General features: G+C 70.2%; 31 protein-coding genes and 1 tRNA gene. 9 read left to right on the forward strand and 23 right to left on the reverse strand.

What is annotated here, in order from left to right; translation table 11 throughout:
- Positions 1 to 32: 32 nt before the first annotated feature.
- The 10 genes from ACFYY8_RS33780 to ACFYY8_RS33825 form a co-directional block, all read right to left on the reverse strand.
- Complete coding sequence (locus ACFYY8_RS33780) at positions 33 to 416, reverse strand: hypothetical protein (RefSeq protein WP_390048084.1); 384 nt, start codon at positions 414 to 416, stop codon at positions 33 to 35.
- A complete protein-coding gene (locus tag ACFYY8_RS33785; protein ID WP_390048086.1) occupies positions 416 to 1,444 on the reverse strand; it encodes a PD-(D/E)XK nuclease family protein in 1,029 nt (342 codons plus the stop codon). Before ACFYY8_RS33785 ends, ACFYY8_RS33780 begins: the two co-directional genes overlap by 1 nt.
- Positions 1,444 to 1,620: a hypothetical protein gene (locus tag ACFYY8_RS33790; protein ID WP_390048087.1), complete on the reverse strand. Its 177-nt coding sequence runs from the start codon at positions 1,618 to 1,620 to the stop codon at positions 1,444 to 1,446. The genes ACFYY8_RS33785 and ACFYY8_RS33790 overlap by 1 nt, the downstream gene beginning before the upstream one ends.
- Complete coding sequence (locus ACFYY8_RS33795; protein WP_390048089.1) at positions 1,620 to 2,444, reverse strand: hypothetical protein; 825 nt, start codon at positions 2,442 to 2,444, stop codon at positions 1,620 to 1,622. The genes ACFYY8_RS33790 and ACFYY8_RS33795 overlap by 1 nt, the downstream gene beginning before the upstream one ends.
- Positions 2,441 to 2,866, reverse strand: coding sequence for a hypothetical protein (locus ACFYY8_RS33800; RefSeq protein WP_390048091.1), 426 nt, complete (start codon positions 2,864 to 2,866; stop codon positions 2,441 to 2,443). The genes ACFYY8_RS33795 and ACFYY8_RS33800 overlap by 4 nt, the downstream gene beginning before the upstream one ends.
- A complete protein-coding gene (locus ACFYY8_RS33805) occupies positions 2,863 to 3,039 on the reverse strand; it encodes a hypothetical protein (protein ID WP_390048095.1) in 177 nt (58 codons plus the stop codon). Before ACFYY8_RS33805 ends, ACFYY8_RS33800 begins: the two co-directional genes overlap by 4 nt.
- Positions 3,036 to 3,497: a hypothetical protein gene (locus ACFYY8_RS33810; protein ID WP_390048098.1), complete on the reverse strand. Its 462-nt coding sequence runs from the start codon at positions 3,495 to 3,497 to the stop codon at positions 3,036 to 3,038. The genes ACFYY8_RS33805 and ACFYY8_RS33810 overlap by 4 nt, the downstream gene beginning before the upstream one ends.
- Positions 3,494 to 3,775: a hypothetical protein gene (locus ACFYY8_RS33815; protein WP_390048100.1), complete on the reverse strand. Its 282-nt coding sequence runs from the start codon at positions 3,773 to 3,775 to the stop codon at positions 3,494 to 3,496. The genes ACFYY8_RS33810 and ACFYY8_RS33815 overlap by 4 nt, the downstream gene beginning before the upstream one ends.
- 75 nt (positions 3,776 to 3,850) lie before the next feature.
- Positions 3,851 to 4,174, reverse strand: coding sequence for a hypothetical protein (locus ACFYY8_RS33820; protein ID WP_390048102.1), 324 nt, complete (start codon positions 4,172 to 4,174; stop codon positions 3,851 to 3,853).
- Positions 4,171 to 4,398: a helix-turn-helix domain-containing protein gene (locus ACFYY8_RS33825; RefSeq protein ID WP_390048104.1), complete on the reverse strand. Its 228-nt coding sequence runs from the start codon at positions 4,396 to 4,398 to the stop codon at positions 4,171 to 4,173. Before ACFYY8_RS33825 ends, ACFYY8_RS33820 begins: the two co-directional genes overlap by 4 nt.
- 152 nt (positions 4,399 to 4,550) lie before the next feature.
- On the opposite strand from ACFYY8_RS33825, the gene ACFYY8_RS33830 reads away from it, so the two are divergent.
- The 3 genes from ACFYY8_RS33830 to ACFYY8_RS33840 all read left to right on the forward strand — a co-directional run bounded on the left by ACFYY8_RS33830 (position 4,551) and on the right by ACFYY8_RS33840 (position 7,118).
- The gene (locus tag ACFYY8_RS33830) at positions 4,551 to 5,024 is read left to right on the forward strand and encodes a hypothetical protein (RefSeq protein ID WP_390048106.1); all 474 of its coding nucleotides are present in this window, start codon (positions 4,551 to 4,553) and stop codon (positions 5,022 to 5,024) included.
- A 164-nt stretch (positions 5,025 to 5,188) separates the two neighbouring features.
- The gene (locus tag ACFYY8_RS33835; RefSeq protein ID WP_390048108.1) at positions 5,189 to 5,575 is read left to right on the forward strand and encodes a hypothetical protein; all 387 of its coding nucleotides are present in this window, start codon (positions 5,189 to 5,191) and stop codon (positions 5,573 to 5,575) included.
- 7 nt (positions 5,576 to 5,582) lie between these two features.
- Positions 5,583 to 7,118, forward strand: coding sequence for a tyrosine-type recombinase/integrase (locus ACFYY8_RS33840; protein ID WP_390048110.1), 1,536 nt, complete (start codon positions 5,583 to 5,585; stop codon positions 7,116 to 7,118).
- A gap of 15 nt (positions 7,119 to 7,133) precedes the next feature.
- On the opposite strand, the gene ACFYY8_RS33845 is transcribed toward ACFYY8_RS33840, so the two are convergent.
- The 4 genes from ACFYY8_RS33845 to ACFYY8_RS33860 form a co-directional block, all read right to left on the reverse strand.
- A tRNA-Thr gene (locus tag ACFYY8_RS33845) sits at positions 7,134 to 7,206 on the reverse strand.
- Positions 7,207 to 7,403: 197 nt separating this feature from the next.
- Positions 7,404 to 8,372 carry a 23S rRNA (guanosine(2251)-2'-O)-methyltransferase RlmB gene (gene rlmB / locus ACFYY8_RS33850; RefSeq protein WP_390048112.1) on the reverse strand — a complete coding sequence of 323 codons (969 nt, stop codon included), beginning with the start codon at positions 8,370 to 8,372 and terminating at the stop codon, positions 7,404 to 7,406.
- A 23-nt stretch (positions 8,373 to 8,395) separates the two neighbouring features.
- Positions 8,396 to 9,793, reverse strand: a complete 1,398-nt coding sequence (cysS, locus tag ACFYY8_RS33855; RefSeq protein ID WP_390048115.1) for a cysteine--tRNA ligase — start codon at positions 9,791 to 9,793, stop codon at positions 8,396 to 8,398.
- 114 nt (positions 9,794 to 9,907) lie between these two features.
- Positions 9,908 to 10,297, reverse strand: a complete 390-nt coding sequence (locus ACFYY8_RS33860) for a PPOX class F420-dependent oxidoreductase (RefSeq protein WP_390048118.1) — start codon at positions 10,295 to 10,297, stop codon at positions 9,908 to 9,910.
- Positions 10,298 to 10,364: 67 nt separating this feature from the next.
- On the opposite strand from ACFYY8_RS33860, the gene ACFYY8_RS33865 reads away from it, so the two are divergent.
- Positions 10,365 to 11,636: a DUF2637 domain-containing protein gene (locus ACFYY8_RS33865; RefSeq protein WP_390048120.1), complete on the forward strand. Its 1,272-nt coding sequence runs from the start codon at positions 10,365 to 10,367 to the stop codon at positions 11,634 to 11,636.
- Positions 11,637 to 11,733: 97 nt separating this feature from the next.
- Here ACFYY8_RS33865 and ACFYY8_RS33870 read toward each other — a convergent pair whose 3' ends face one another.
- From ACFYY8_RS33870 to ACFYY8_RS33885, 4 genes are all read right to left on the reverse strand, one after another.
- Positions 11,734 to 12,000: a GlsB/YeaQ/YmgE family stress response membrane protein gene (locus ACFYY8_RS33870; RefSeq protein ID WP_352014675.1), complete on the reverse strand. Its 267-nt coding sequence runs from the start codon at positions 11,998 to 12,000 to the stop codon at positions 11,734 to 11,736.
- 93 nt (positions 12,001 to 12,093) lie between these two features.
- Positions 12,094 to 12,360, reverse strand: a complete 267-nt coding sequence (locus tag ACFYY8_RS33875) for a GlsB/YeaQ/YmgE family stress response membrane protein (RefSeq protein WP_352014674.1) — start codon at positions 12,358 to 12,360, stop codon at positions 12,094 to 12,096.
- A gap of 166 nt (positions 12,361 to 12,526) precedes the next feature.
- Positions 12,527 to 13,006 (reverse strand): 2-C-methyl-D-erythritol 2,4-cyclodiphosphate synthase, encoded by a 480-nt coding sequence (gene ispF, locus ACFYY8_RS33880; protein ID WP_390048123.1) that lies wholly within the window; start codon positions 13,004 to 13,006, stop codon positions 12,527 to 12,529.
- A 17-nt stretch (positions 13,007 to 13,023) separates the two neighbouring features.
- Positions 13,024 to 13,506 carry a CarD family transcriptional regulator gene (locus ACFYY8_RS33885; protein ID WP_012887713.1) on the reverse strand — a complete coding sequence of 161 codons (483 nt, stop codon included), beginning with the start codon at positions 13,504 to 13,506 and terminating at the stop codon, positions 13,024 to 13,026.
- Between the two features lie 262 nt (positions 13,507 to 13,768).
- Here ACFYY8_RS33885 and ACFYY8_RS33890 point away from each other — a divergent pair, with 262 nt between their 5' ends.
- Positions 13,769 to 14,419 carry a copper chaperone PCu(A)C gene (locus ACFYY8_RS33890; RefSeq protein ID WP_390048125.1) on the forward strand — a complete coding sequence of 217 codons (651 nt, stop codon included), beginning with the start codon at positions 13,769 to 13,771 and terminating at the stop codon, positions 14,417 to 14,419.
- A gap of 353 nt (positions 14,420 to 14,772) precedes the next feature.
- On the opposite strand, the gene ACFYY8_RS33895 is transcribed toward ACFYY8_RS33890, so the two are convergent.
- Positions 14,773 to 15,462: a response regulator gene (locus ACFYY8_RS33895; RefSeq protein WP_390048127.1), complete on the reverse strand. Its 690-nt coding sequence runs from the start codon at positions 15,460 to 15,462 to the stop codon at positions 14,773 to 14,775.
- Positions 15,459 to 16,637, reverse strand: coding sequence for a sensor histidine kinase (locus ACFYY8_RS33900; protein ID WP_390048237.1), 1,179 nt, complete (start codon positions 16,635 to 16,637; stop codon positions 15,459 to 15,461). The genes ACFYY8_RS33895 and ACFYY8_RS33900 overlap by 4 nt, the downstream gene beginning before the upstream one ends.
- A gap of 159 nt (positions 16,638 to 16,796) precedes the next feature.
- Between ACFYY8_RS33900 and phoU the strand changes: the two genes are divergently transcribed.
- On the forward strand, positions 16,797 to 17,468 hold the full coding sequence (gene phoU / locus ACFYY8_RS33905) for a phosphate signaling complex protein PhoU (protein WP_390048129.1): 672 nt from the start codon (positions 16,797 to 16,799) through the stop codon (positions 17,466 to 17,468).
- Positions 17,469 to 17,561: 93 nt separating this feature from the next.
- On the opposite strand, the gene ACFYY8_RS33910 is transcribed toward phoU, so the two are convergent.
- The 3 genes from ACFYY8_RS33910 to mshA form a co-directional block, all read right to left on the reverse strand.
- Complete coding sequence (locus ACFYY8_RS33910; RefSeq protein ID WP_390048131.1) at positions 17,562 to 18,305, reverse strand: phosphoglyceromutase; 744 nt, start codon at positions 18,303 to 18,305, stop codon at positions 17,562 to 17,564.
- 83 nt (positions 18,306 to 18,388) lie between these two features.
- Complete coding sequence (locus ACFYY8_RS33915; RefSeq protein WP_352014668.1) at positions 18,389 to 18,868, reverse strand: YbjN domain-containing protein; 480 nt, start codon at positions 18,866 to 18,868, stop codon at positions 18,389 to 18,391.
- A 9-nt stretch (positions 18,869 to 18,877) separates the two neighbouring features.
- Positions 18,878 to 20,164 (reverse strand): D-inositol-3-phosphate glycosyltransferase, encoded by a 1,287-nt coding sequence (gene mshA, locus ACFYY8_RS33920; protein WP_390048134.1) that lies wholly within the window; start codon positions 20,162 to 20,164, stop codon positions 18,878 to 18,880.
- Positions 20,165 to 20,277: 113 nt separating this feature from the next.
- Here mshA and ACFYY8_RS33925 point away from each other — a divergent pair, with 113 nt between their 5' ends.
- The 3 genes from ACFYY8_RS33925 to ACFYY8_RS33935 are packed head-to-tail and all read left to right on the forward strand — an operon-like array spanning position 20,278 to position 22,373.
- Positions 20,278 to 21,015, forward strand: coding sequence for an SDR family NAD(P)-dependent oxidoreductase (locus ACFYY8_RS33925; RefSeq protein ID WP_390048136.1), 738 nt, complete (start codon positions 20,278 to 20,280; stop codon positions 21,013 to 21,015).
- Between the two features lie 3 nt (positions 21,016 to 21,018).
- A complete protein-coding gene (locus ACFYY8_RS33930) occupies positions 21,019 to 21,807 on the forward strand; it encodes a class I SAM-dependent methyltransferase (protein WP_390048138.1) in 789 nt (262 codons plus the stop codon).
- A 44-nt stretch (positions 21,808 to 21,851) separates the two neighbouring features.
- Entirely contained in the window at positions 21,852 to 22,373 is a 522-nt protein-coding gene (locus tag ACFYY8_RS33935; protein WP_390048140.1) for a GNAT family N-acetyltransferase, read from the forward strand.
- Positions 22,374 to 22,375: the final 2 nt, after the last annotated feature.

Consider the following 22,375-nt stretch of genomic DNA (forward strand, 5'->3'; position numbering starts at 1 on the left):
CCCGCCCGCCGGGGCGCGGCGGGGCCTGTGGTTCAGGGGTTCAGACCGGCGGCTTCGCGATCACGGGAGACATCCCAATTGCCGCGGTAGTCCAGGCAGCGGGCGATCTCACAGCCGCTGCATTTGCACTCGGCCACCACGTCGCGGTCGCCCTCGGGAGTCCAGGCGAACGTCTGGTGACCCCGCAGGACGTCGTTGAAGACCCGCTGTGCTCTGGCGCGTTCGGCGCGCCACTCGGCCAGGCCCTCGGCGTGCGCCGCTTCCCGGCAGTCGCACGCGGTCCGGTGGTCGATGCAGGCGGCGTAGCGCGGGTCGAGGGTGCTCTTGGGCAGCGGGTACGGCAGCGTCACCTCGACCCGGTTCTCCCAGGGGCCGAACCTGATGACGGTTCGTCGGACGAGTTCGGTGGAGGCCATCACCCCTCACCGCCCGGCACGAACACCTCGTCGCCGGCGTCGACCAGCTCGAGCTTCACTTCGCCCTTGAGCGGCTTCTTCGTCGGCACCGGGCGCCCCGCGGCGGCGTAGTCCTTGCGGACCTGCGCCGTGTCGATGCGCTCGGGGAAGGAGACGGTGTACTTCAGGACCTTGTCGAACCCGGGGATCGCCACCAGTTCGGCACCGGCGGTGTTTGGGCGGATCGCGTCCAGGGCGCCCTTGGCTTCCTTCTCGTCGGTCTCGGCGGCCTTCTTGCGGGCGCGGGCGTCCTCAAGTTTGGTGGCCCAGGAGGCGGCGTCGGGGTCCTCGACGAACAGCACGCTGCGGGGGTCGCGGTCGGTGACGGCGCCTTCCCAGCACAGGTCGCGGAACGGGCAGTGCTCGCACCAGGCGGAGTCGGGCTGGTGGTCGCGGGGCAGCTCGTCCAGCGGGGTGGCGCGCACCTCGGTGACCCATTCCAGGGCGTCGCGGACGTGCTGCGGGTCGAAGCGGCCCGTCCAGCGCCACTGTTCGCCGGTGTCGCGGGCCAGGTAGTCGATGACGATCCGCTTGACGGTGCGGCCCTGGGCGATCAGGGCGGCGCCGTATCCGTGGGTCTGCCACAGGTGCGAGGTCGGCGGCCCCTGGACCTTCAGTTTCCGCAGCCACCGGTCGGAGGTCGTCTTGATGTCGACCAGCGACGCGGTGGCCGTCTCGTACCGGTCGAGGTGGCCGAGGATCCCGGCGAAGGACACTTCGTGCTCGATCAGGTCGTCGGCCGGGATGACTCCGGCGGCCTGCTGGTCCTTCAGGACGGCGGCGGCGGCTTCGTGGATCGCGGTGCCCATGACGGCCTGCAAGGAGCCGCCGGTGTTGGTCGCGGCGGTTCCGGCGAGCCGGTATCCGGCGCGGCGGCGGCAGTCGCCGAGCTCGGACATGCCGAACGCGGTCTGCAGGCTGCGGGGGCGGGTGCGGTCCCAGTCGAGCAGCAGGTCAGCGGTGGTGTACGTGGCGATCGTGGTGGCCATCAGAACGGGGGCACCTCCTCGATCGCGGCGAGCACGCCCGCCAGGCCGGTTTCGAGTCGGCCCCACCAGCGGGCCGCGTCGACCTGCTTGCCGTCGGCGTCCTGGGACTCCTTCAGCAGCTGGCGTGCCGCCGTCACGCGCGCGTCGCGGTGCAGCTGGTCCGCGGTCGCGCCCATCAGCGCACCGCCCCGGAGGTCGGGCACTCGTCCTCGAAGTGCTCGCCGAGCGCGCCGCAGATGCACTCGTAGTCGGCCGGGACGCCGTCGGGCCGGGTGTGCTGGGCGGCCAGTTCGAGGAGTTCCTGGCGGAGTTCTTCCTCGCTGGGTTCGTCTTCGACGAGGTCGGCGTCGACCGTGTCCTCCGGCTCCGCTGGGGTGGAGCGGGTGCGGGCGTCGACGGCGACGGCGAGCGCCACCTCGGGGGCGGGGTTCGGCTGGTCGGGTTCGGGGAGTTCAGCGCCGAAGCCCATGGCGACCTCGGGGCAGATCGCGGTGGCGCAGTTGGCGACGGCCCGCCACAGCAGCATCCGCTTGGGGTGCTGCTGGTAGGTGTCCTTGCTGAGCAGCTTGGCCCGGCGGGCGTCTTCGATGGTGAAGGTCTCTTCCCAGTCCTCGCCGGTGTCGCCGCGTGTGATCTTGATGGTGCACACCTCGGCGGTGTGCTCGATCTTCTCGACGCGGTGGCCGGCTTCGCGGACCTTGGCCAGCCAGAGCCGCCCGGAGATCTGGGGGCGGCCGTTGACGACGTAGATCTCCTGGATGGACTGCATCGGGGCCAGGCCGAGTTCGGCGCCGTACAGCAGGATCAGCGTGACGTTGGCTTGCGTCGTCTTCGGGTTCTTGGTGAGGCTGGCGGGCAGGAGGCTGGACTGGCCGAGGTTGCCGGCCAGCCGCCAGACCTGGTCCAGGCTGCTCAGGGGCTTGGCGAGCGGGACAGAGACCTTGGTCGGCGCGGCCTGGGCGCGGGCCGGGCTGTTGTGGTTGACGGTGTCGATGGTCACCGTGCGTCTCCTTCGGGGAGGTCGTCGAGGCGTTCGCGCCGGATCTGGTCGAGGTCGTAGGCGTCCAGCTGGACCGGGGGTTCGGCGCGGACGGTGACGATGAACACCTGGCCGTCGGCGTGGCGGACACCGATCACTCCGTCGCCGGGCTCCACGGCGGTGATGCCGGGGATGGTGCGGATCCGCTGGGCGGCCGCCTGCACGAAGGCGGGCAGGTCGGCGGGGGCGGGTTCGGTCCAGAGGCGGCCGATCTTGCCGTGCTTGATGAGCAGGCCTTCGTCGGCGAGCCGGTTGAGCAGCACCCGGGCCCTGCCGGACGTGATGGTCGCGTGCAGGGCGTCGACGGCGCGGCGGGTGGTCCAGTCGCCGCCGCGCTTACGGACGGCGGCGCGCAGCTGGTCGAGGTAGGTGGGGGCGCTCACGCCTTCCTCCCGTCGGCGTAGGGCTGGCGGGTGTCGGTGGGCCTGATCGCCGCGAGGTGCTCCGCGGCCTCGACCTCGACGGCGGCGTTGCGGGTGCGCCAGCGGGCGAGGTAGGCGAGGAGGGCCTGCGTCGCCCACGTCGGCCGGTGCGGCAGGTGGGGGTGTGCTCTCATCGGACGCCCAGCGCGAGGTCCAGGAACAGCAGGTCCTGGTGGCTAGCCACCTGTAGGCGAAGGGCCCGGTGCACGTCGGTGCGGGCGACCTCAACGTCGGTCCACGACCCGGCCAGCTGGTGCCAGCCGTCGGCTTCCCGCCGGAATCCGTACAGCACGGGGCGGCCGCCGGGCTTGGTGTGGGCGACGATGGCGTCGAGGGCTCCGCCGGGGCGAGCGTGGGCTTCGATGAGTTCGCGGGCGCCGTCGGCGGTGGCCAGGAAAGCCAGCCTGTCGGTCGGCTCCTGGTCAGCCTTGGGCTGCTTGTCCCTGGCGCGGCGCTCGACCAGCATGTCGAGGGCGTAGCCGAGGTGTTCCGGCGCCCGAACCGCCAGCGCGCCGAGCAGGAAGCGGGCCTCGCGCTCGTCCGGGACGATCTCCTGGAGTCGGGCGAAGACATCGTCAGCGGGGACGTTCACTGGGCCGCCTCCGTCCGGGTCGTGACGAGCGGGTACGGCATGGGCCGCAGACCGGCCCCGGCCTGCTCGACGCGGGCCACGTACACCAGCTCGGCGGCGTCGAGTACGGCCTGAACGCCGTTCGATCCGGGCTCGCGGAGAAGGTTCTCCAGGTCGATCCGCACGCGGTGCTGAGCGCGGTCGCCAGTGAGCTCCAGGTCGGCGATGCGGCGGGCCAGCGTCATGGCCTGATCCGGCGGGGCGGTGGGGGTCGTGTGGGGTGGTGCGAGAATCGTCATGCGACGCGTCCTCTCAAGGTGGGGATGTGGTCGAAGCGGGGGCCTGGCCGGGGCACGGCTGGGCCCCTGCGCATGTCAGGAGGCGTAGCGGCGGCCGGGCTTGGACCGGAGCGGCGTCACACCAGCGGCGACAGTGATCTCCTGCGGCTTCGGCTTCTGCCGGGAGGTGCGAGTCGACGGGCTGGGCCGCGCGGCGGGCTGCGAGGTGAGCGAGCCGCCGCGGGCGTGGTACGCGATGGCCGCCGCGATCTGGGCGTCCGTCCACAGGAGCTTGCCGCCCGCGTAGGTGGCCTCGACCACACGCGCGGCGGCGACCCTCTTGAAGAAGCTCTTGGAGAGCTTGCCGCCGGTGCGCGCGGCCGCTTCCTGGCTGGTGTAAAGGGCCGGGATGGCGGTCACTTGGCCATCAGCTCCCCGACCTCGCAGGTCAGTGCGAGCGCGAGGCGGTGGAGGACCTTGACGCCAGCGGACGCCTTACCGGCCTCAATCTTGGACATGTGGCTCGGGGAGATACCGGCGCGCTGGGCGAGTTCCGCCTGCTCAAGGGCGTTGAGCAGGCGGTGCTTGCGTACGGCGGCGGGGTCCTGAGCCAGGGGGCGCTGCCGTGTGCGTGTCGTCTGCATGTAGAGGAAAGTAGAGCAAAGTAGAGCCGTATGCAAGGCGTTGAGCTGGATTTATCTCTACACCGATGGAGTGACTTGCAGTTGCGGCCCTAGTTAGGCCACCCTTTGCCTGTAATCCACTGGACTTTCCTCAACACGAAGGACGACAGGCCATGACGAAGGACCTGCCGCCGCCCGCAGCCGACCTGCCCGCGCCCACGCCGGAGGGCGCACTCATCCGGCGCGTACGCGAGAGCCTGCGCCCGCGGCTGTCCATCCCGGCCGCCGCCCAGCTCGCCGACGTGAGTGAGGCGACCTGGGGCAACGTCGAGCGGGGCTACCGCACCAAGAAGGGCGGCCAGGACCCCGTTCCCGTGGCCGGCAGTAGCGCGACGATCGCCCACATGGCCTATGCGATCGGCATCGTGCCCGCCGACCTCGAGGCGGTGGGTCGCGCGGACGCGGCCGCCGTGCTGCGAGAGATGCAGGGGCCGGAGAGCGAGGCGGTGGGCGTGCGGACCGACCGTGGTGTTGTGGTCATCTCCGTGCCGCCAGACCTCGCCGAGGAGGACCGGGAAGAGTTGCGGCTGTGGGGCGCCCAGATGGCAAAATTTCTTGACGAGCGGCGCAAAGATCAGAAACCTTAACGGTTGATGTATAAACAGTTTCCGGATGGCAACGGTTAGATAACCGAGCCTGAATTCGCACCTATTTTCGAGGGCGGAGAGCTACCTCAGAAGGTGCACCCGCGACCGGCCTGCTCCCACGGCTTCCGGTTGTACGTACGTAGCACCATCCGAAAGGCACCTCCATGCTCGTGCAGTACCTCGGCGTGGCCCCCCACCTCATACGCACGCCCGCCGCCCTCGTCCCCTCCGTCTCGGCGGCCAGCGTGTACTGCCTCCTTGACCGCAGCCACATCCTCGACGCCCGCCTGCTCGGAGTCCTCGACACCCTCACCACCACGGTGATGGCGATGCTCACTCCACGCCAGGCCCCGCCACACGAGGCCCCCTGGGGGCGACTCCACCTCCCCCTCGTCGACGAGCACGCGGGCGAGGTGCTCGTCCCAAGAATCCGCCCCGGCGCCCTCGTGATCCCCCTCCCCCGCTCGCTCCTCACCAAGGACCTGGCGCAGACCCTGGCCACCCTGGGCACCGACTGCCTGCGGCTATACGACCCGCCGCCCGACAAGTAGGAGACTCGTGGCCTATCCCGAGAAGCGCGGATCCCGCTACCGCGTGCACTACAAACGCCCCGACGGCGCATGGACCTCGTCCAGCCGCGACGAGCATGGCCAGCCCTTCCTGACCAAGGACGCCGCCCAGGCGTACGGCGACGCCCAGGAGCTCGACATCCGGCGAGGCGTCTGGCGCGACCCCACACTGGGGCAGATCACCCTTCAGGAGTGGGTCGACCGGTGGTGGCCCGCCCAAGACATCGCCCTCGGCACCCGGCGCAACTACCGGTACGTGATCGAGTCACACGTCCTTCCGACGTTCGGACACCGGCCGTTGAAGGGAATCACCCATGTCGAGGTCGCTACGTGGGAGCGCTCCATCATCGCGGCCGGGTACGCCGTCAACGTCGCGACCAACGCCCGGGCCCGGCTGATCACCATCCTCGGCGATGCCGTGGCCGACGGCCTGATCCAGGTCAACCCCGCCCTGCGCCCCCGCAAGCGAGGACGTAAGCGGGCCGTCGGCGGCCGCGGCGTCGAGAAGATCTGGCCGAACCCGCTGCAGGTGCTACTGATCGCCGAGCGGGCCGCAGTCGTCTCTGGGCGCGAGGAGGAGTTCATCCCGCCGATCGCGATGGCGTGGACCGGGATGCGGTGGGGCGAGTGGGTCGGCCTGGACCGGGCGCACCTACGACTCGGCACGATCCGGGTGGACTGGCAGCTGTACGAGGACGCCGGCCGTTTCTACCGGCTCCAGCCCAAGGACGACTCTCGGCGCACCATCGACCTGCCGCCGTTCCTGGCTGGCCTGCTGTCGTGGATGGTGCAGCAGCACCCCGAACGGCGCTGCCAATGCACCGGCGGACCCCCGGCCGAGGGCGGCGGGGAAACCCCCTGCGAGGGCGGCCAGCCGTACCTGTGGCTCGGTGGCGGCCGAGTCCGGAAGAAGGGGCAGGAGGCGGTCATCGAAACCGGGCACCCCCGAGCGAGTAACTACGCGCGTCGCATCTGGGATCCGGCGGTCGATGGCGCGCACCCGAAGGACGGCTCCCGTCGGCCACCGATGCCGGTGCTCGTCGACGTCGCCGACGCGCTGTGGCCCGGGGCCCCGCGCCAGCCGTGGCCGATGGCGACGCCGGGCCAGGAGTTCGCCGTGCCGCGGGGGCGCGGGGTGCCGGTCTACGACATCGAGCGCCACCACCTGGCGAGCTGGCTGCCGATCCTGAGGGGGCTGACCCCGCACGGCCTCCGGCACGGGCACAAGACCTGGATGGCGGAGGACGGGATCCCTGAAGTCCTGCAAGCGGACCGAATGGGGCACGCCGTACCGGGAATGCGGGGTGTGTACACGCATGTATCGGATTCAATGCGTGAGCACCTGTTAGAGGCTTTACAGGTCAGATGGGAGAAGGCGCTCGCGCAGCGGGCCGCGATTTCGTTCCGGTCACCCGTCGGGGTTCTGGACGACATGCTGGAACCGTTCCGAGCGGGCCGCATGAAGATGATCTCCCACTCGTCTCCCAAAATGGCCAGAGGCCCCATCCGGATGATCTCCGGTTAGGGCCTCTGAGCTGCGAGCCGACGAGGGGAATCGAACCCCTGACCTACAGTTTACAAGACTGTTGCTCTGCCGATTGAGCTACGTCGGCATGGTCAACTGATGAGTGTAGTCGGCCCGCACCGTGGACGTCACCGACGGAGCCCCCGAAACGCCGATTTCCGTACGGCCAGGCCGCCGAGAGACGGCGGCGGCCAAGAGGCAGCCGGACCGCCGAGGGACGGCCGTACCGCTGAGAGACAGCCGGGGCTGCGCAGAGCGGGCGGACGTCACCCCGGCCGGGGAAGGTCAGCGGCGGCGGTGGCGGGCCACCTCGTACAGGGCGACGCCCGCGGCGACACCCGCGTTGAGCGACTCGGCGGCGGCGTGCATGGGGATGCGCACCACCAGGTCGCAGGACTCGGCCACCAGGCGGGACAGACCCTTGCCCTCCGAGCCGACCACGATGACCAGGGGGCCGTCGAGGAGGTTGGCCTTCTCCAGGTCAACGCTGCCCTCGCCGTCGAGGCCGACGACGAACAGGCCCGCCTCGCGGTACTCCCGCAGAGCGGAGGTCAGGTTGGAGGCCCGGGCGACGGTCAGGGTGGCCAGCGTGCCCGCCGAGGTCTTCCAGGCTCCTCCGGTGACCCCGGCCGAGCGGCGGGAGGGAACCAGCAGGCCGTGAGCGCCGAAGGCGGTGGCCGAACGGGCGATGGCGCCAAGGTTACGTGGGTCGGTGACACCGTCGAGCGCGACGATCAGCGGCACCTCCCCGGCCTCCTGGGCGATACGCACGAGGTCGTCGGGGTGGGCGTACTCGTACGGCGGGATCTGCAGGGCGACGCCCTGGTGGATGCCGCCCTCGGTGAGCCGGTCCAGCTTCTCCCTGCCGACCTCGAGCAGCGCGATGCCCCGCTCCGCGGCGAGCCGTACGGCCTCCTTGACGCGGTCGTCGTTGTCGATGCGCAGGGCGACATACATGGCGGAGGCCGGCACACCAGCGCGTAGCGCCTCCAGGACAGGGTTACGCCCACCGATGTACTCGGGGGCGTCCTCGCTGCGCCTGGCACGCGTCTGCGGGCGCTGGGAGGTGGTCCTGCCGGTGCGCTCCTCCCGCTCGACCCGCTCGGTCCTGGCCTTGTCCTTGTGCCAGTGCCTCATGTGCGCCGGCGGGGTCGCCCCCTTGCCCTCAAGGCTTCGGCGCTTGTTACCGCCCGTGCCCTTGGTCGGACTCTTCTTCTTCGCGGGTCGTCCGGACCCTCTACCGCCAGCAGCCATGGTGTCTAGGGTATGGCCTGCGTCTACCGGGAAAGTTCCCAGCGCGGTCCCTGGGGGGTGTCCTCGACGAGGATGCCCGCCTGGGCCAGCTGGTCACGGATGCCGTCTGCCGCCACGAAGTCCTTACGGGCCCTGGCCGCCTGACGCTGCTCAAGGGCCACGCTGACCAGCGCGTCCACGGTCGTGCGCAGACTGGAGTCGTCGCCGGAGGAGCGCCACTGCTCGGAGCGCGGGTCGAGACCGAGCACGTCGAGCATGTTCTGCGTCTCGGCCAGGAGCCTGGCCACCTGCTCCTTGTTGCCCTGGGCCAGGGCGACGTTGCCCTCCTTGACCACCTCGTGCACGACCGCGAGTGCCTGCGGGGTGCCCAGGTCGTCGTCGAGCGCGTCGGCGAACGCCTGGGGCAGCGGCGCGTGAGCGTCCACGTCATGGATCACCTCGGCCGCCCTGGTGACGAACCCCTCGATGCGCTGGTAGGCGGCGGCGGCCTCGGCCAGCGCCTCCTCGGAGTATTCGATCGCGGAGCGGTAGTGCGGAGCGGCCAGGTAGTAACGCAGCTCGACCGGGCGGACCTTCTTGGTCACCTCGGGGATCAGCAGGGAGTTGCCGAGCGACTTGCTCATCTTCTCCGCGCCGATCTTGAGCATCCCGTTGTGCATCCAGTAGCGGGCGAAGCCGTCCCCGGCCGCCTGCGACTGGGTCAGCTCGTTCTCGTGGTGCGGAAAGATCAGGTCGACGCCACCGCCGTGGATGTCGAAGGTCGGGCCGAGGTACTTGGTCGCCATGGCGGAGCACTCCAGGTGCCAGCCGGGCCGGCCGCGCCCCCAGGGGGTCGGCCAGGTCGGCTCGCCGGGCTTCTCGCCCTTCCACAGCGCGAAGTCGCGCGGGTCGCGCTTGGCGGAGTCGGTTTCGGTGTCACCGGCCGCCCACATGTTCTCCAGGCGCTGGTTGGACAGCGAACCGTACCGGTCGGCGTAGGAGACGACGTCGAAGTAGACGTCTCCGTTCGAGGCGTAGGCGTGGCCGGCGGCGATGAGCCGCTCCATCAGCTCGATCATCTCGGGCACGTGGCCGGTCGCCCTGGGCTCGACGGTCGGCGGCAGGCAGCCGAGCACCTGGTAGGCCCAGGTGAAGGCGCGCTGGTTGCGCTCGGCGATGACGAACCACGGCACGCCCTCCGCCGCCGCGACCCTGATGATCTTGTCGTCGATGTCGGTGACGTTGCGGCAGAACGTGACGTCGTACCCCGACCGGATCATCCACCGGCGCAGCACGTCGAAGTTGACGCCGGAGCGGATGTGCCCGATATGCGGAGGAGCCTGCACGGTGGCACCACACAGGTAGATCGACGCCCGGCCGGACTCGACCGGAACGAACTCGCGGACCGTACGTGCGCTGGTGTCGTATAGGTGCAGGCTCACGGAGGAAAGGCTAACGCCTTACCTCACCTCACAAGCCGTGTTACGAGACGTTGGGGCTTGCCGACGGCACTTTTTATGGCAACGAGGGCGAATGTCGCCCCATGCATTCCCCGGTCACCCGTGTAGATGCACCTTTTCCGGGATCACTCGGACGATCAGCCGCTGCGTGTCAGGACGAGATTCCTCCCAGCCCTTGCCGGTGTATTTGTGCGCCAGTTCCTGGATGAGAGCGCCCGTCGGGTCTTCCGTCACCGTGACCCTCCCGCGCACCTCCGCGTAGCGGTAGGGGTTGGCGTGGTCGATCACCACGACGGCGGTCCTGGGGTCACGGGCGAAGTTGCGGTCCTTGCGCCGCCCCCTGACCGTGGAGAACACGATGTCGTCGCCGTCGGTCTTCACCCAGATCACGCTGGCCTGCGGGCTGCCGTCCTCGTTCAGACTCGTCACGGTGGCGAAGTTCGCCGCGTCGAAGAGCGCCCGCACGCCATCGGATAGTTCGGACAACTTTCCTCCTTGTCGTGCTTCGATGCACAGATCATGCCAGGTGTCGATTCTGTAGGCTCGGAGCGCCATGGACGTGAAATCCCCCGCGGCGGCAGGCATCGCCTCCCGCCCGTCCTCGATCCCGCCCTCCCAGCCGAGCAGAACCGCCGTCGCGCTGCGCCGTACCGGGATCGCCCTGGTCGGTGTCGGTGTCGCCGCGCTCGCCGCAGCGGCGTGCGTGCTCTCCTTCGAGGACCTGCGGGCCCTCGCGATCACCGGTGAGGCCCCCGTGGGCCTCTCCTACCTCTACCCCGCCGCCTTCGACGCGCTGCTGGCCGTCTCGCTGATCGCCCTGCCCCTGCTGCGGGGCGCGCGCTGGCCGATCCGGCTGCAGGCGGGCGCGGTCCTGGTCCTGCTCTTCGCGGGCGCGGTGGCGGCCGAGACGGCCACCGCCGTACGGGCCACGGTCGACGTACGGCGTGCCGCGGTGGTCGTGGCCGTCTTCCCCTGGGTGGCGCTGTTGCTCGCCCTGTGGCTCTGGCTGCTGCTGATCAACCACGCGGCGGCCAGACGGGCGGCGGCGAACGCCGTGGGCACGACACCGGAGAACGGTGCCGGCGACATCGTGCCCTTCCCTGACGGAGACCTGCCGACCGCCGAGTACCCCGTCCCGCTCACCCGGCCGGAGCATCGGGATCACCCGGGGTGGCACGAGGAACCGGTGCACCACCGGCCTTCCGAGGTGGTGCTCGACCCGCAGGCCGCTCCCCCTCTTGACCCGGCGCCACACCACGCCCCGTCCGCCGCGCCTCCCGCCTCCGACCCGGTCGTCGGCCCGACGGCCGCCCCGGAGACGCCCGAGGTCCCCACCGCGCCGGAGCCCCCCGATCCGGTCCCCGCCCCCCGCGCGGAGGCCGACCCGGACAGGCCGCTCCGCTGGGGCGACCTGGTACGGCCCCACCCCGGCGACCAGCTCGTCCACCCGCCGCGCTCCGCCGTACAGGACTCCCCTGAGGAGCCCGAGGGGCGGGTCAGCGAGCGGGTCGAGACCTGGGAGGCCGAGCACCCCGGCCAGGCCCCGGAGAAGCCCTCGGAAAGGGCCCCGGAGGAGACCACGGAGAAAGCCGTGGAGGACGAGCGGCCCGACGACGAGGATCCGGGCGAGGACACCCAGCCGATGGCCGCGGCGACCGACGAGCCGGATGAGCCCGGCGACGCCGGGAAGCGGCGTGCGGCCGTCGTCGATGACGACGACCTGGACACCACGATGCCCGACCTGGAGGTCGTCGTGCCCGGCGAGGAGAGCGCCGCGCCGCCCTCGGGGCGGATGCGCAGCACTCCCGTCCCGCCACAGGAATAGCCTCAGGAAAAGACGAATCGGGCCGGCTCCGGGGCCTTGGAGGAGCCGGCCCGGTCTGGGGGCCGCGTTGACGCGGACGGTGTCGTCCCCGCGCGGGTCAGACCCTGGATCGCCTCATGCTCGCGACCAGGCCGACGCCTACGGCGGCGAGGACGACCTGCATGACGAGTTCGATCCAGTCGATCCCGTTCGTGGTCGCCACCCCGAGCACCTGGGCGATGGCTGTGCCGATCAGCGCGGCGACGATGCCGACCACGACGGTCAGGACCCATCCGATCGGCTGTCTACCGGGAAGCAGGAGACGACCCAGGGCGCCGACGACGGCGCCGATGACGATGGCCCCGAGAATGGATGCGATGGTCATATCGTGAACCTCCCAGTGAGGTGACCTTCACGCTCACGGGAGGTCGGCTACCCCCTACGTCACGGATATTCCTGGGAACGGCAAAATTCCGGCTCAGTGCGTCTTCCTCGCCTGCATCTGAACCACCAGCAGCACTCCGATCACCGCGAGCGCGAGCTGGATGATGTGCTCCCACCAGTTGATGCCCCTGGTGTGGGTGAGTCCGAGCGCCGCCGCGATGGCGGTGCCGATGAGTGCCGCGACGATACCCACGATGAGCGTCAGACCTATCGACAGGTTCTGCCGCCCGGGAACTATCAGACGGGCGAGGGCACCGATGATGGCACCAATGACGATCGCGGCGATGATCGAGCCAATCATGTCCGGCTCCCCCCGATGACGAGACATGGTTAATAAGGGGTTACCCAGGACATTCGCCGATCATTCCGAAAAAGAAGGTGGCCCGTACCGCGCCAGTAAACGGGCCACCTCGAATGCGGCGACGGGCCTTCACACTCCACCCGCCGGAACGCTTTCGCGCTCCGTATCAGGAGACGCCCGACTCCGGAGAGTGGTTGACGACTATCGCGGTCGCGATGGCCGCGACGCCTTCACCGCGCCCCGTCAGCCCGAGGCCGTCGGTGGTGGTGGCACTGACGCTCACCGGTGCGCCCAAGGCGGCGCTGAGCGCCCTCTCAGCCTCCGTACGGCGTGGCGCCAGCTTGGGACGGTTCCCCACGATCTGGAGGGCCACGTTGCCGATCTCGAAGCCCGCGGCGCGCACCTGCCTCGCGGTCTCCTGAAGGAGGACGACGCCGGAGGCGCCCGCCCAGCGAGGATCCGCGGTGCCGAAGAGACCGCCGATGTCACCCAGGCCCGCGGCCGACAGCAACGCGTCACAGGCGGCGTGAGCCGCCGCGTCGCCGTCCGAGTGCCCGGCCAGACCGGTTTCGCCCGGCCAGTGAAGTCCCGCGAGGTGCAACTCGCGGCCCGATGCGAACGGGTGGACGTCGACCCCGACGCCCACCCGTGGAAATGTTGTGTTCAGGAGTTGAGAACCTCGTCGAGCAGGGCCTCGGCCTTGTCTTCGTTGGTCTTCTCGGCGAGCGCGAGCTCGCTTACCAAGATCTGCCTCGCCTTGGCGAGCATACGCTTCTCTCCTGCGGAGAGCCCGCGCTCCTTGTCACGCCGCCACAGGTCGCGAACGACCTCGGCCACCTTGTTGACGTCACCGGACGCCAACTTCTCCAGGTTGGCCTTGTAGCGGCGGGACCAGTTGGTGGGCTCTTCGGTGTGAGGCATGCGAAGCACGTCGAAGACGCGCTCAAGGCCCTCCTGGCCGACGACATCGCGAACGCCGACGAGTTCGGCGTTGTCAGCCGGCACCTGGACGGTAAGGTCGCCCTTGTCGACCTTGAGAACCAGGTAGGTCCTTTCCTCACCCTTGATGGTTCGGGTCGTGATGGCCTCGATCCGAGCAGCCCCGTGGTGGGGGTAGACGACAGTGTCGCCGACCTGGAAAGTCATGTGACAAGTACCCCTTCCGCTGTACTCAAGAGTACCACGTATCCACAGCCTCCCGGAACAGTGAAATCACCATAACTGCAGGTCAAAGCCGCATATTAAGGCTTGACAAGTGTTCGACTCTGTGAATCAGCGCTGTGAAAGGCCTCCACGACCTGCGGACCGCACCTCCCCATGATGGGGCGGGTCGGCGGAAAACCCGGCGAAGTCCACGGATAGGGTTGGCTCTGCCATAGCCTCGTGTTTGACAAGGAGTACCCGCACCGTGACCCGCAACAGCCGTCACTGGGCGATCGCCGCCGCCGCGTTCCTCGCAGCCGCCCCGGTCCTGGCCGGCTGCGGTGCCGGGTCGGACGCGATCACCAGCATGCCCTACACCCCGACCGAGGCCCTCAGCGTCCAGGTCAAGGGCATCGCCGTCTCTCAGGCGTTCTTCCTGGGCCCAGACTCCGGTTCGAAGCTGGCCGAGGGCGGCGCCACGCCGCTCTACCTGTCGCTGCTGAACACCACCAAGGAGGCCGACCAGCTCATGGGCCTCGGCGTCGACCCCGCCTTCGGCACCGCCAAGGTCGTCTCCCCGGTGAGCCTGCCCGTCCAGCAGCGCGTCAACGTCGGCAAGCCGACCCCCACGATCATGATCGAGGGCCTCAAGAAGCCGCTCAGCGGCGGCGAGAGCATCCCGGTGCAGCTGCAGTTCGCCAGGGCGGGCGTCATCACCCTGACGATCCCGGTCGTCACCCGCAGCCGCGAGTTCGCCGACCTGCCGCAGGCGCCCGCCTCGACCGCCAGTGCGAGCCCCTCAGCCAGCGCGAGCCCCTCGTCGAGCGCGAGCCCCTCGGCCGGCGCGACCGACGCCGCGCCCGCAGACCCCAGCGATCCCGCTGAGCCTACGGCCCCGGCTACCAGCGCTCCCTGACTCCTTGCTCCGCCTGGCGGCGTCGCGGGCTGTGTTCCTTTGCTCCGCCTGACGGCGTCGCGGGCTTGGGCGCTCCGAGTCGGTGCTTTCCCTCGTCACTCCGTCGCTGCGCTCCCGCGTTCCTCAGTCCAAGCACCGACGCGCCCAAGCCGACACTCCTCACACTGAGGGCCGACGCACCCAAGCCGGACGCTCCTCACGCTGAGGGCCGGTAAAGCACAGGAGCGAAACTCTTCTGTTTGGCGCCGGTAAAGCACGGGTGGAAAACGCTCAGCGTTCGAGGACTGGGAATATAACGATAAATCCGGAAAGGGGCACTACCCGTTTGGGTAGTGCCCCTTTCCGGATTTTGGTTAATCCTCGGCGGGGTCGAACTTGTAGCCGAGGCCCCGGACGGTGAGGATGCAGCGGGGGTTGGAGGGGTCGGCCTCCACCTTGGCGCGCAGACGCTTCACGTGTACGTCCAGGGTCTTGGTGTCACCGACGTAGTCCGCGCCCCAGACGCGGTCGATGAGCTGGCCTCTGGTGAGCACCCGGCCCGCGTTGCGCAGCAGGACCTCCAGCAGCTCGAACTCCTTCAGCGGGAGCTGCACCTGGTCGCCGCGGACGGCGACGATGTGGCGGTCCACGTCCATCCTGACGGGGCCGGCCGACAGGACGGCCGATTCGAGTTCCTCGACGTCGCCCTGGCGGCGCAGTACCGCGCGGATGCGGGCGACCAGTTCCCTTGAGGAGAACGGCTTGGTCACGTAGTCGTCGGCGCCGAGTTCCAGCCCGACGACCTTGTCGATCTCGCTGTCCTTGGCGGTGAGCATGATCACCGGGACGTTGGAACGCTGACGGAGGGAACGGCAGACCTCCGTGCCGGGCAGTCCCGGCAGCATCAGGTCGAGCAGCACCAGGTCCGCGCCGTTGCGATCGAAGGCGTCCAGCGCCTCGGGGCCCGTGGCCGCGACCGCGACCTCGAAGCCCTCCTTGCGCAGCATGTACGACAGGGCGTCCGAGAAGGACTCCTCGTCCTCGACAACAAGCACGCGAGTCACTGCGCGGCCTCCAAGGGGATGGTGGTGTTACCGTGTACGGCCGCCGCCGCGCCACCGAAGGCGGGCAGGCGAAGTGTGAAGGTCGAGCCCGACCCTTCCTTGCTCCACACCGTCACCGTGCCGTTGTGGGCGGCGGCGACGTGTTTGACGATGGCCAGGCCCAGGCCCGTGCCTCCGGTCGCGCGTGAACGGGCGGCGTCCACGCGGAAGAACCGCTCGAAGATCCGCTCCTGGGCGCTCTCCGGGATGCCGATGCCCTGGTCGCTGACGCTTATCTCGATCGAGTCACTGTGCGGCCCGGCGGTCCGCGCGCTGACCACGACGCGGGTGTGCTCGGGGCTGTAGGCGACGGCGTTGTCGATGAGATTGCGCAGCGCGGTGACGAGGAGGTCGTCGTCGCCCCATATGCGCAGCCCCTCCGCGCCTCCCGCGACGAGGGTGATGTCCTTGGCCGCGGCCGTGGTGTTGCAGCGGTCGATGGCCTCGTGCACGACCTCGTCCACGGGGACCGGGCCCGGGGTGGGGATGGGTTCGGCCCCCTGGATGCGGGACAGGGTGATGAGGTCCTGAACGAGGTAGGTGAGCCGGGCGGCCTCGTGCTGCATGCGTCCGGCGAACCGGGTGACGGCCTCCGGGTCGTCCGCGGCGTCCTGGATGGTCTCCGCGAGCAGCGAGAGCGCGCCGACCGGCGTCTTGAGCTCGTGGCTGACGTTGGCGACGAAGTCACGCCGCACGGCCTCGACCCTGCGGTGCTCGGTCTGGTCCTCGGCCAGCACCAGCACCTGCCCGTGCGACCCGAGCGGGGCCACCCGTACGGCGAAGCTCGTCGAGTCCTGGCCGAACTTGTGGCCGGCGACCTCGATCTCGCTCTCGCGGATCTCGCCGTCCCTGCGCACCTGCCTGGCCAGCGCGAGCAGTTCGGCCGCCATCAGGTTCTCGCCCCTCACCAGGCCGAACGCCCGCGCGGCCGAACTGGCCCGCAGCACCCGGTCCTCCTTGTCGAGCACGACCGCCGACGACGGCAGGACGGCCAGCACCGAGGCGACGCCCTGCGGCAGCGTGGCGGGCTCGTGTGAGTCCGACGCCGTGGGAGCTCCCCGTCCCGCGTTCTGACGAACGACCATCACGGCCAGCGCCCCCACGACGAACCCGGCCAGCGCGGCCAGACTCGCCATCAGTTCACTCACATGCTCCTCCTGTCCGCTTCAACGTCCTTGATGGTAGGCGGGGCTTTCCCCATTGGGGCAGCTCATGGGGGCATGACCAAGGCCTTTCCCGCAAAGTTCACTTTACGGTCGAGGTTCGTTCACTGTTACACACATACGGTGAGGGCCATGCGCGACGCCTACCATGATGAGCTCGACGCCCTCACGGGCCGGCTGGTGGAGATGACCCGACTCGTGAGGTCGGCGATCTCCCGGGCCACCACCGCACTTCTGGACTCCGATCTTCAACTCGCCGAGAGCGTGATCTCCCAAGACGAGGAGGTCGACCGGATCTTCTCCGAGATCGAGGCCTCGATCTTCGGCCTGATGGCCACCCAGCAACCGGTGGCCGTCGACCTGCGGGTGGTCATCGCGGCGCTGCGGATGGGTACCGACCTCGAACGGATGGGCGACCTGGCCGAGCACGTGGCCAAGGTGGCGCGGCTGCGGCACCCCGAGTCGGCGATCCCGGCGGAGGTTCGCGCCACGATCGTTGAGATGGGCCAGATCGCCGAGCGCCTGGTCACCAAGGCCGGCAGTTGCATCGCCTCCCGTGATGTGGACGCCGCCCTTGAGCTTGAGGACGACGACGACGCGATGGACAGGCTGCACCGCAGGCTGTTCAAGGTCCTGATGGCCCCCGACTGGAAGCACGGCGTCGAGCCCGCCATCGACGTGACGTTGATCGGGCGTTACTACGAGCGTTACGCCGACCACGCGGTGCGCGTCGCCCGCGACGTGGTGTACCTGGTGACCGGCACCCGGTCGCCCGACGCCGCCGACCTCGCAGACCTCGCCTAGACCCCCGTTCAGGCCCGTCCAAGGCCGCAGGCAACGCGAAAGGGGCCCGCCGACCGGCGGGCCCCTTCGACGTGTCCGAGGATTGTCCGGGGGTTACCTGCCCTGGTTGGCCACGGCTTCGATCGCCGCCTTCGCGGCGTCGGGGTCGAGGTAGCGGCCTCCCCTGGTCACCGGGGTGAAGTTCTCGTCCAGGTCGTAGACGAGCGGGATGCCGGTGGGGATGTTGAGTCCGGCGATCTCGTCGTCGCCGATCTTGTCCAGATGCTTGACCAGCGCCCTGAGCGAGTTGCCGTGCGCCACGACGAGGACGGTCCTCCCCGAGGCCAGGTCGGGCACGATCGAGTCGTACCAGTACGGCAGCATGCGCTCGACGACGTCCTTGAGGCACTCGGTCTTCGGCAGCAGTTCGCCGGGAAGCAGCTCGTACCGGGCCTCGCCCGCCTGGGAGAACTCGTCGTCGTCGGCGATCGGGGGCGGCGGGGTGTCGTAGGAGCGGCGCCAGAGCATGAACTGCTCGTCGCCGAACTCGGCGCGGGTCTGCGCCTTGTCCTTGCCCTGCAGCGCGCCGTAGTGACGCTCGTTGAGCCGCCAGGACCTGACGACCGGCAGCCACAGCAGGTCGGCGGCGCCGAGCGCGAAGTTGGCCGTCTGGATCGCACGGGTCAGCACCGAGGTGTGGACCACGTCCGGCCGCACCCCCGCGTCGTTCAGCAGCCGCCCGCCGCGCCGTGCCTCCTCCTCGCCCTTGGCGGAGAGCCCGGCGTCCACCCATCCGGTGAACAGGCCCTTAGCGTTCCACTCACTCTCACCATGCCGAAGCAGCACCAATGTCGCCATGCGGCCAAGCTTAGTGGGGTCCCTCGGCGCCTCCCCGGGGGCGCTCAACAGGCGAGACACCCGGCACGGCCGGGTACGGCGGGTCAGCGGGCGGGGTCGGCGAACCTGGCGAAGGCCTGGAGGTTGGCGAGCGACTCACCACGTTTGGCCCGCCACTCCCACTCTCTGCGGATGGAGGAGGCGAAGCCGAGTTCGAGCGCCCGGTCGAAGCCCTCGTCGGCGTAGGTGAGCACGCAGCCGAGCACCCGGTCGATCTCCTCGTCCGAGACCGCGGCCAGCGGGACGCGGCCGACGAGGTAGACGTCGCCGACCGGGTCCAGGGCGAAGTGCACGCCGTACGTCGAGCCGTTCTTGGTCAGCAGCCAGCGGTAGAACTCGGCGTGGTTCTCGTCGGGCTGACGGCAGAAGAACGCCTCCACGTGCAGGACGTGGTCGCCGACGATGAGCCAGGTCATGGTCGCGAGCTTGTGCTGGCCGGGGAGGCGTACCAGGAAGGCGCCCGGCCTGGGCTCCTCGAAGGACGCCTCGGCGGCCCGCAGCGCCGCCTCGATCACCTCACGCATGCGCCCACCCTACGAGCCCGCCGCGACCGGCACCTCGCTCAGGTGCGTCATCGCCCGCGCGTAGACGTCGGCGAGCCTTGAGGCGGTCGCCGACCAGCCGAAGGAGGCCGCCTGGGTCACCGCCCCCGCGGCCAGGGCGTCGCGCCAGGCGGGCTGGTGCACGAACCGGCTGAGCACCCCGGCCCAGTCGTGCGGATCGTGCCCCTCGACGAGCACCCCGGAGACCCCGTCCCGTACGGCGGTGCGCAGCCCGCCGACCGAGGCGGCGGCGACCGGTGTCCCGCACGCCTGGGACTCCAGGGCGACCAGCCCGAAGGACTCGCTGTGCGAGGGGACCACGGTCACGTCGGCGGCGCGGTACCAGTCGGCCAGTTCGTGCTGCGGGGCGGGCGGCACGATCCTGACCACGTCGGAGATGCCCAGCGAGGCGGCCACCTCGGTCAGGTAGGACGGCCGGGCGAGCCCGTTGCCGCTGGGGCCGCCGACACAGGCGACGACCAGTCGCGACCTGAGCGCCGGGTCCCCGGCGAGCATCAGGGCGGCGGCGCGCAGCAGCACGTCGGGGGCCTTGAGCGGCTGCACCCTGCCGACGAAGAGCAGCACGTGCGCGTCGTCCGGCAGCCCGAGGCGGTGCCTGGCCGCGCTCTGGGAGGCGGGCTGGAAGACGGTGAGGTTCACCCCGGGACTGACGACCTCGACGCGGCCGGGGGCGGCGCCGTACAGCTCGACCAGTTCCCTGGCCTCGGTCGGGGTGTTGGCGACCAGGCGGTCGGCGATGTCCACGACCTGCTGCTCACCGGCGACCCGGATCTGGGGCTCCGGGTTGTCGTCGTCGGCGAGCAGGAGGTTCTTCACCTTGGCCATGGTGTGCATGGTGTGCACCAGGGGGACACCCCAGCGCTCCTTGGCCAGCCAGCCCACCTGGCCGGACAGCCAGTAGTGGGAGTGGATGACGTCGTAGCGGCCCGGCTCGTACATCGCCTCGGTGCGCAGCACACCGGACAGGAAGCCGCAGAGCTGGCCGGGCAGGTCGCCCTTGTCCAGTTCCTCGTACGGCCCCGCCGTGATGTGACGGACCGAGACCCCCGGGACGATCTCGGCGACCGGAGGCAGGTCACGCGCGGTCTGCCTGGTGAAGATCTCCACTTCGACGCCCAGTGCCGCCAGGCGCTTGGCCACTTCGACGACGTAGACGTTCATGCCGCCCGCGTCCCCGGTCCCCGGCTGGTCAAGCGGGGACGTGTGCATGCTGATCGTCGCGACCCGGTTGACCCGTCGTCTACCCCGCCGCCTCACCGGCACCACCTCCGAGAGGGATATAACCACCCAATAGTTCGCGTCATTCCCGCCCCCCGGGGGCTTGGGAGGCGGTGCCGTCGTGGCCCGGCGTCCTGGCAGGATGGGGGGTCATGGACAGGACAGCAGTGGTTACGGGCGCCAGCAGCGGGATCGGCGAGGCGACCGCCCGCCGGCTGGCCGCCGAGGGGTTCGACGTGGTGGCCGCGGCGCGGCGCCGGGACCGGCTCGACAAACTGGCCGCCGAGGTGCCGGGTGTCCGGGCGGTGACCCTCGACGTCACCTCCCAGGAGTCGGTCGACGCCCTGGCGGCCTCGTTGGAGCGCTGTGACGTGCTGGTCAACAACGCGGGCGGGGCAATCGGCCTTGAGTCCGTGGCGAACGGCGACGTGGCCGACTGGCAGCGGATGTACGACACGAACGTGCTCGGCTCGCTGCGGCTCACCAAGGCCCTGCTGCCCCGGCTGGTCGCCTCGGGCGACGGCGTGCTGGTCATGTTGACCTCGGTCGCGGGGCTGGTCTCCTACGAGGGCGGTGGCGGCTACAACGCGGCCAAGCACGCGCAGACCGCGATGACCGAGGTGCTCAGGCTCGAACTGTGCGGCGAACCGGTCAGGATCGTCGAGGTCGCCCCCGGCATGGTGCACACCGAGGAGTTCTCGCTCAACCGCTTCCGTGGTGACTCCGCCGCGGCGGACCGCGTCTACCAGGGCGTTCCCGACCCGCTGACGGCCGACGACGTGGCCGACGCCATCGCCTGGTGCGTGACCAGGCCCGCGCACGTGAACGTGGACCGTCTGGTCATCCGCCCCCGCGCGCAGGCCGCCCAGCACAAGATCCACCGCGTCTGAGCCGTGCCGAAGCCGATCGGGGAGATCACCAGGGGCACGACGGGCCACAACCGGCTCAGGCGGGCCGACCGCTGGGTGGTCGCCGTGCACGGCCGCCTGCTGCGCTCGGTTGACCGTCCCCTGGTGGTCGACCTGGGCTACGGCGCCTCGCACACCACGACCCTCGAACTGTTCTCGCGGCTGCGGAGGATCTGTCCCTCGGTCGAGGTCGTCGGCGTCGAGATCGACCCGGCGAGGGTCGCGGCGGCCAGGCCGTACGGGCGGGAGGGGCTGTCCTTCGTGCTCGGCGGCTTCGAACTGCCCGTGGGCAGGCCGCCGACCCTGGTCAGGGCCTTCAACGTGCTCAGACAGTACGGCGAGGCCGAGGCGTGGGATTACTGGGCGATGCTCCGCCGGCGGATCGCCCCCGACGGGGTGATCGTCGAGGGCACCTGCTCGGAGGTCGGCCACCGGGCCGTGTGGGCCGGGCTCGACGCCACGGGCCCCAGGACGCTGACCTTCTCGGCGCGGTTCGGCGGGTTCGAACGCCCCTCCGACCTGGCCGAGCGGCTGCCCAAGACGCTGATCCACCGCAACGTCCCCGGCGAGCCGATCCACGCCTTCCTGCGTGACTTCGACCACGCCTGGGCGGTCAACGCCCCCCTGGGGGCCTACGGCTTCCGCCAGCGGTGGATCGGCACCGCACGGACGCTGGCGCGGACCTGGCCGGTCGCGACGCGCCCTCCGCTGGGCGGCCGGGCCCGCTGGCGGCTCGGTGAACTCACTCTCCCCTGGTCCGCCCTGGACCGTTGACCCCGCACGCCCCGGACCCCGAAGCGGCGGTTAGGGTCGTCGGCATGCCCCCTCGTTTCGTGACAGATCCCGAACTGACCGAGGAGCTCGTCGGCGAACTGATCGAGTGTTGGACCGAGGTGAGCAACGCGGGCGGGGCGGTCGGCTTCGTGCCGCCGGTCACCGCCGCCGAGGTCCGTGAGCTGGCCCTGCCGACCTTCGCCCGCTGCGGCGCGGACGGCCCCGACCATCTCCTCGCCGGTTTCGACGAGGACGGGCGGGTGGCGTGCTGGCTGGTTCTGGCCGACGCCGGGTCCTGGCTGCGGGCGCACTGGCGCTGGGTGCTGCGCGTGATGGTCCACCCCAAGCACCAGGGCTCCGGGTACGGCGCGCTGCTCATGCGCGCGGCCGAGGAGGCGGCCCGTGGCCTGGGGGTCGAGGCGCTGCATCTGACGGTGCGCGGCGGCACCGGGATCGAGGCCTTCTACGCGCGGTTCGGCTACGCGGAGGTCGGCCGGGTCCCCGGCGCCATCCGGCTGTCCGACGGGGACGACCGCGACGAGATCTACATGGTTCTTCAGCTGTGACG

The organism is Streptosporangium sp. NPDC001559 (assembly GCF_042893955.1).
Classification (GTDB): Bacteria; Actinomycetota; Actinomycetes; order Streptosporangiales; family Streptosporangiaceae; genus Streptosporangium.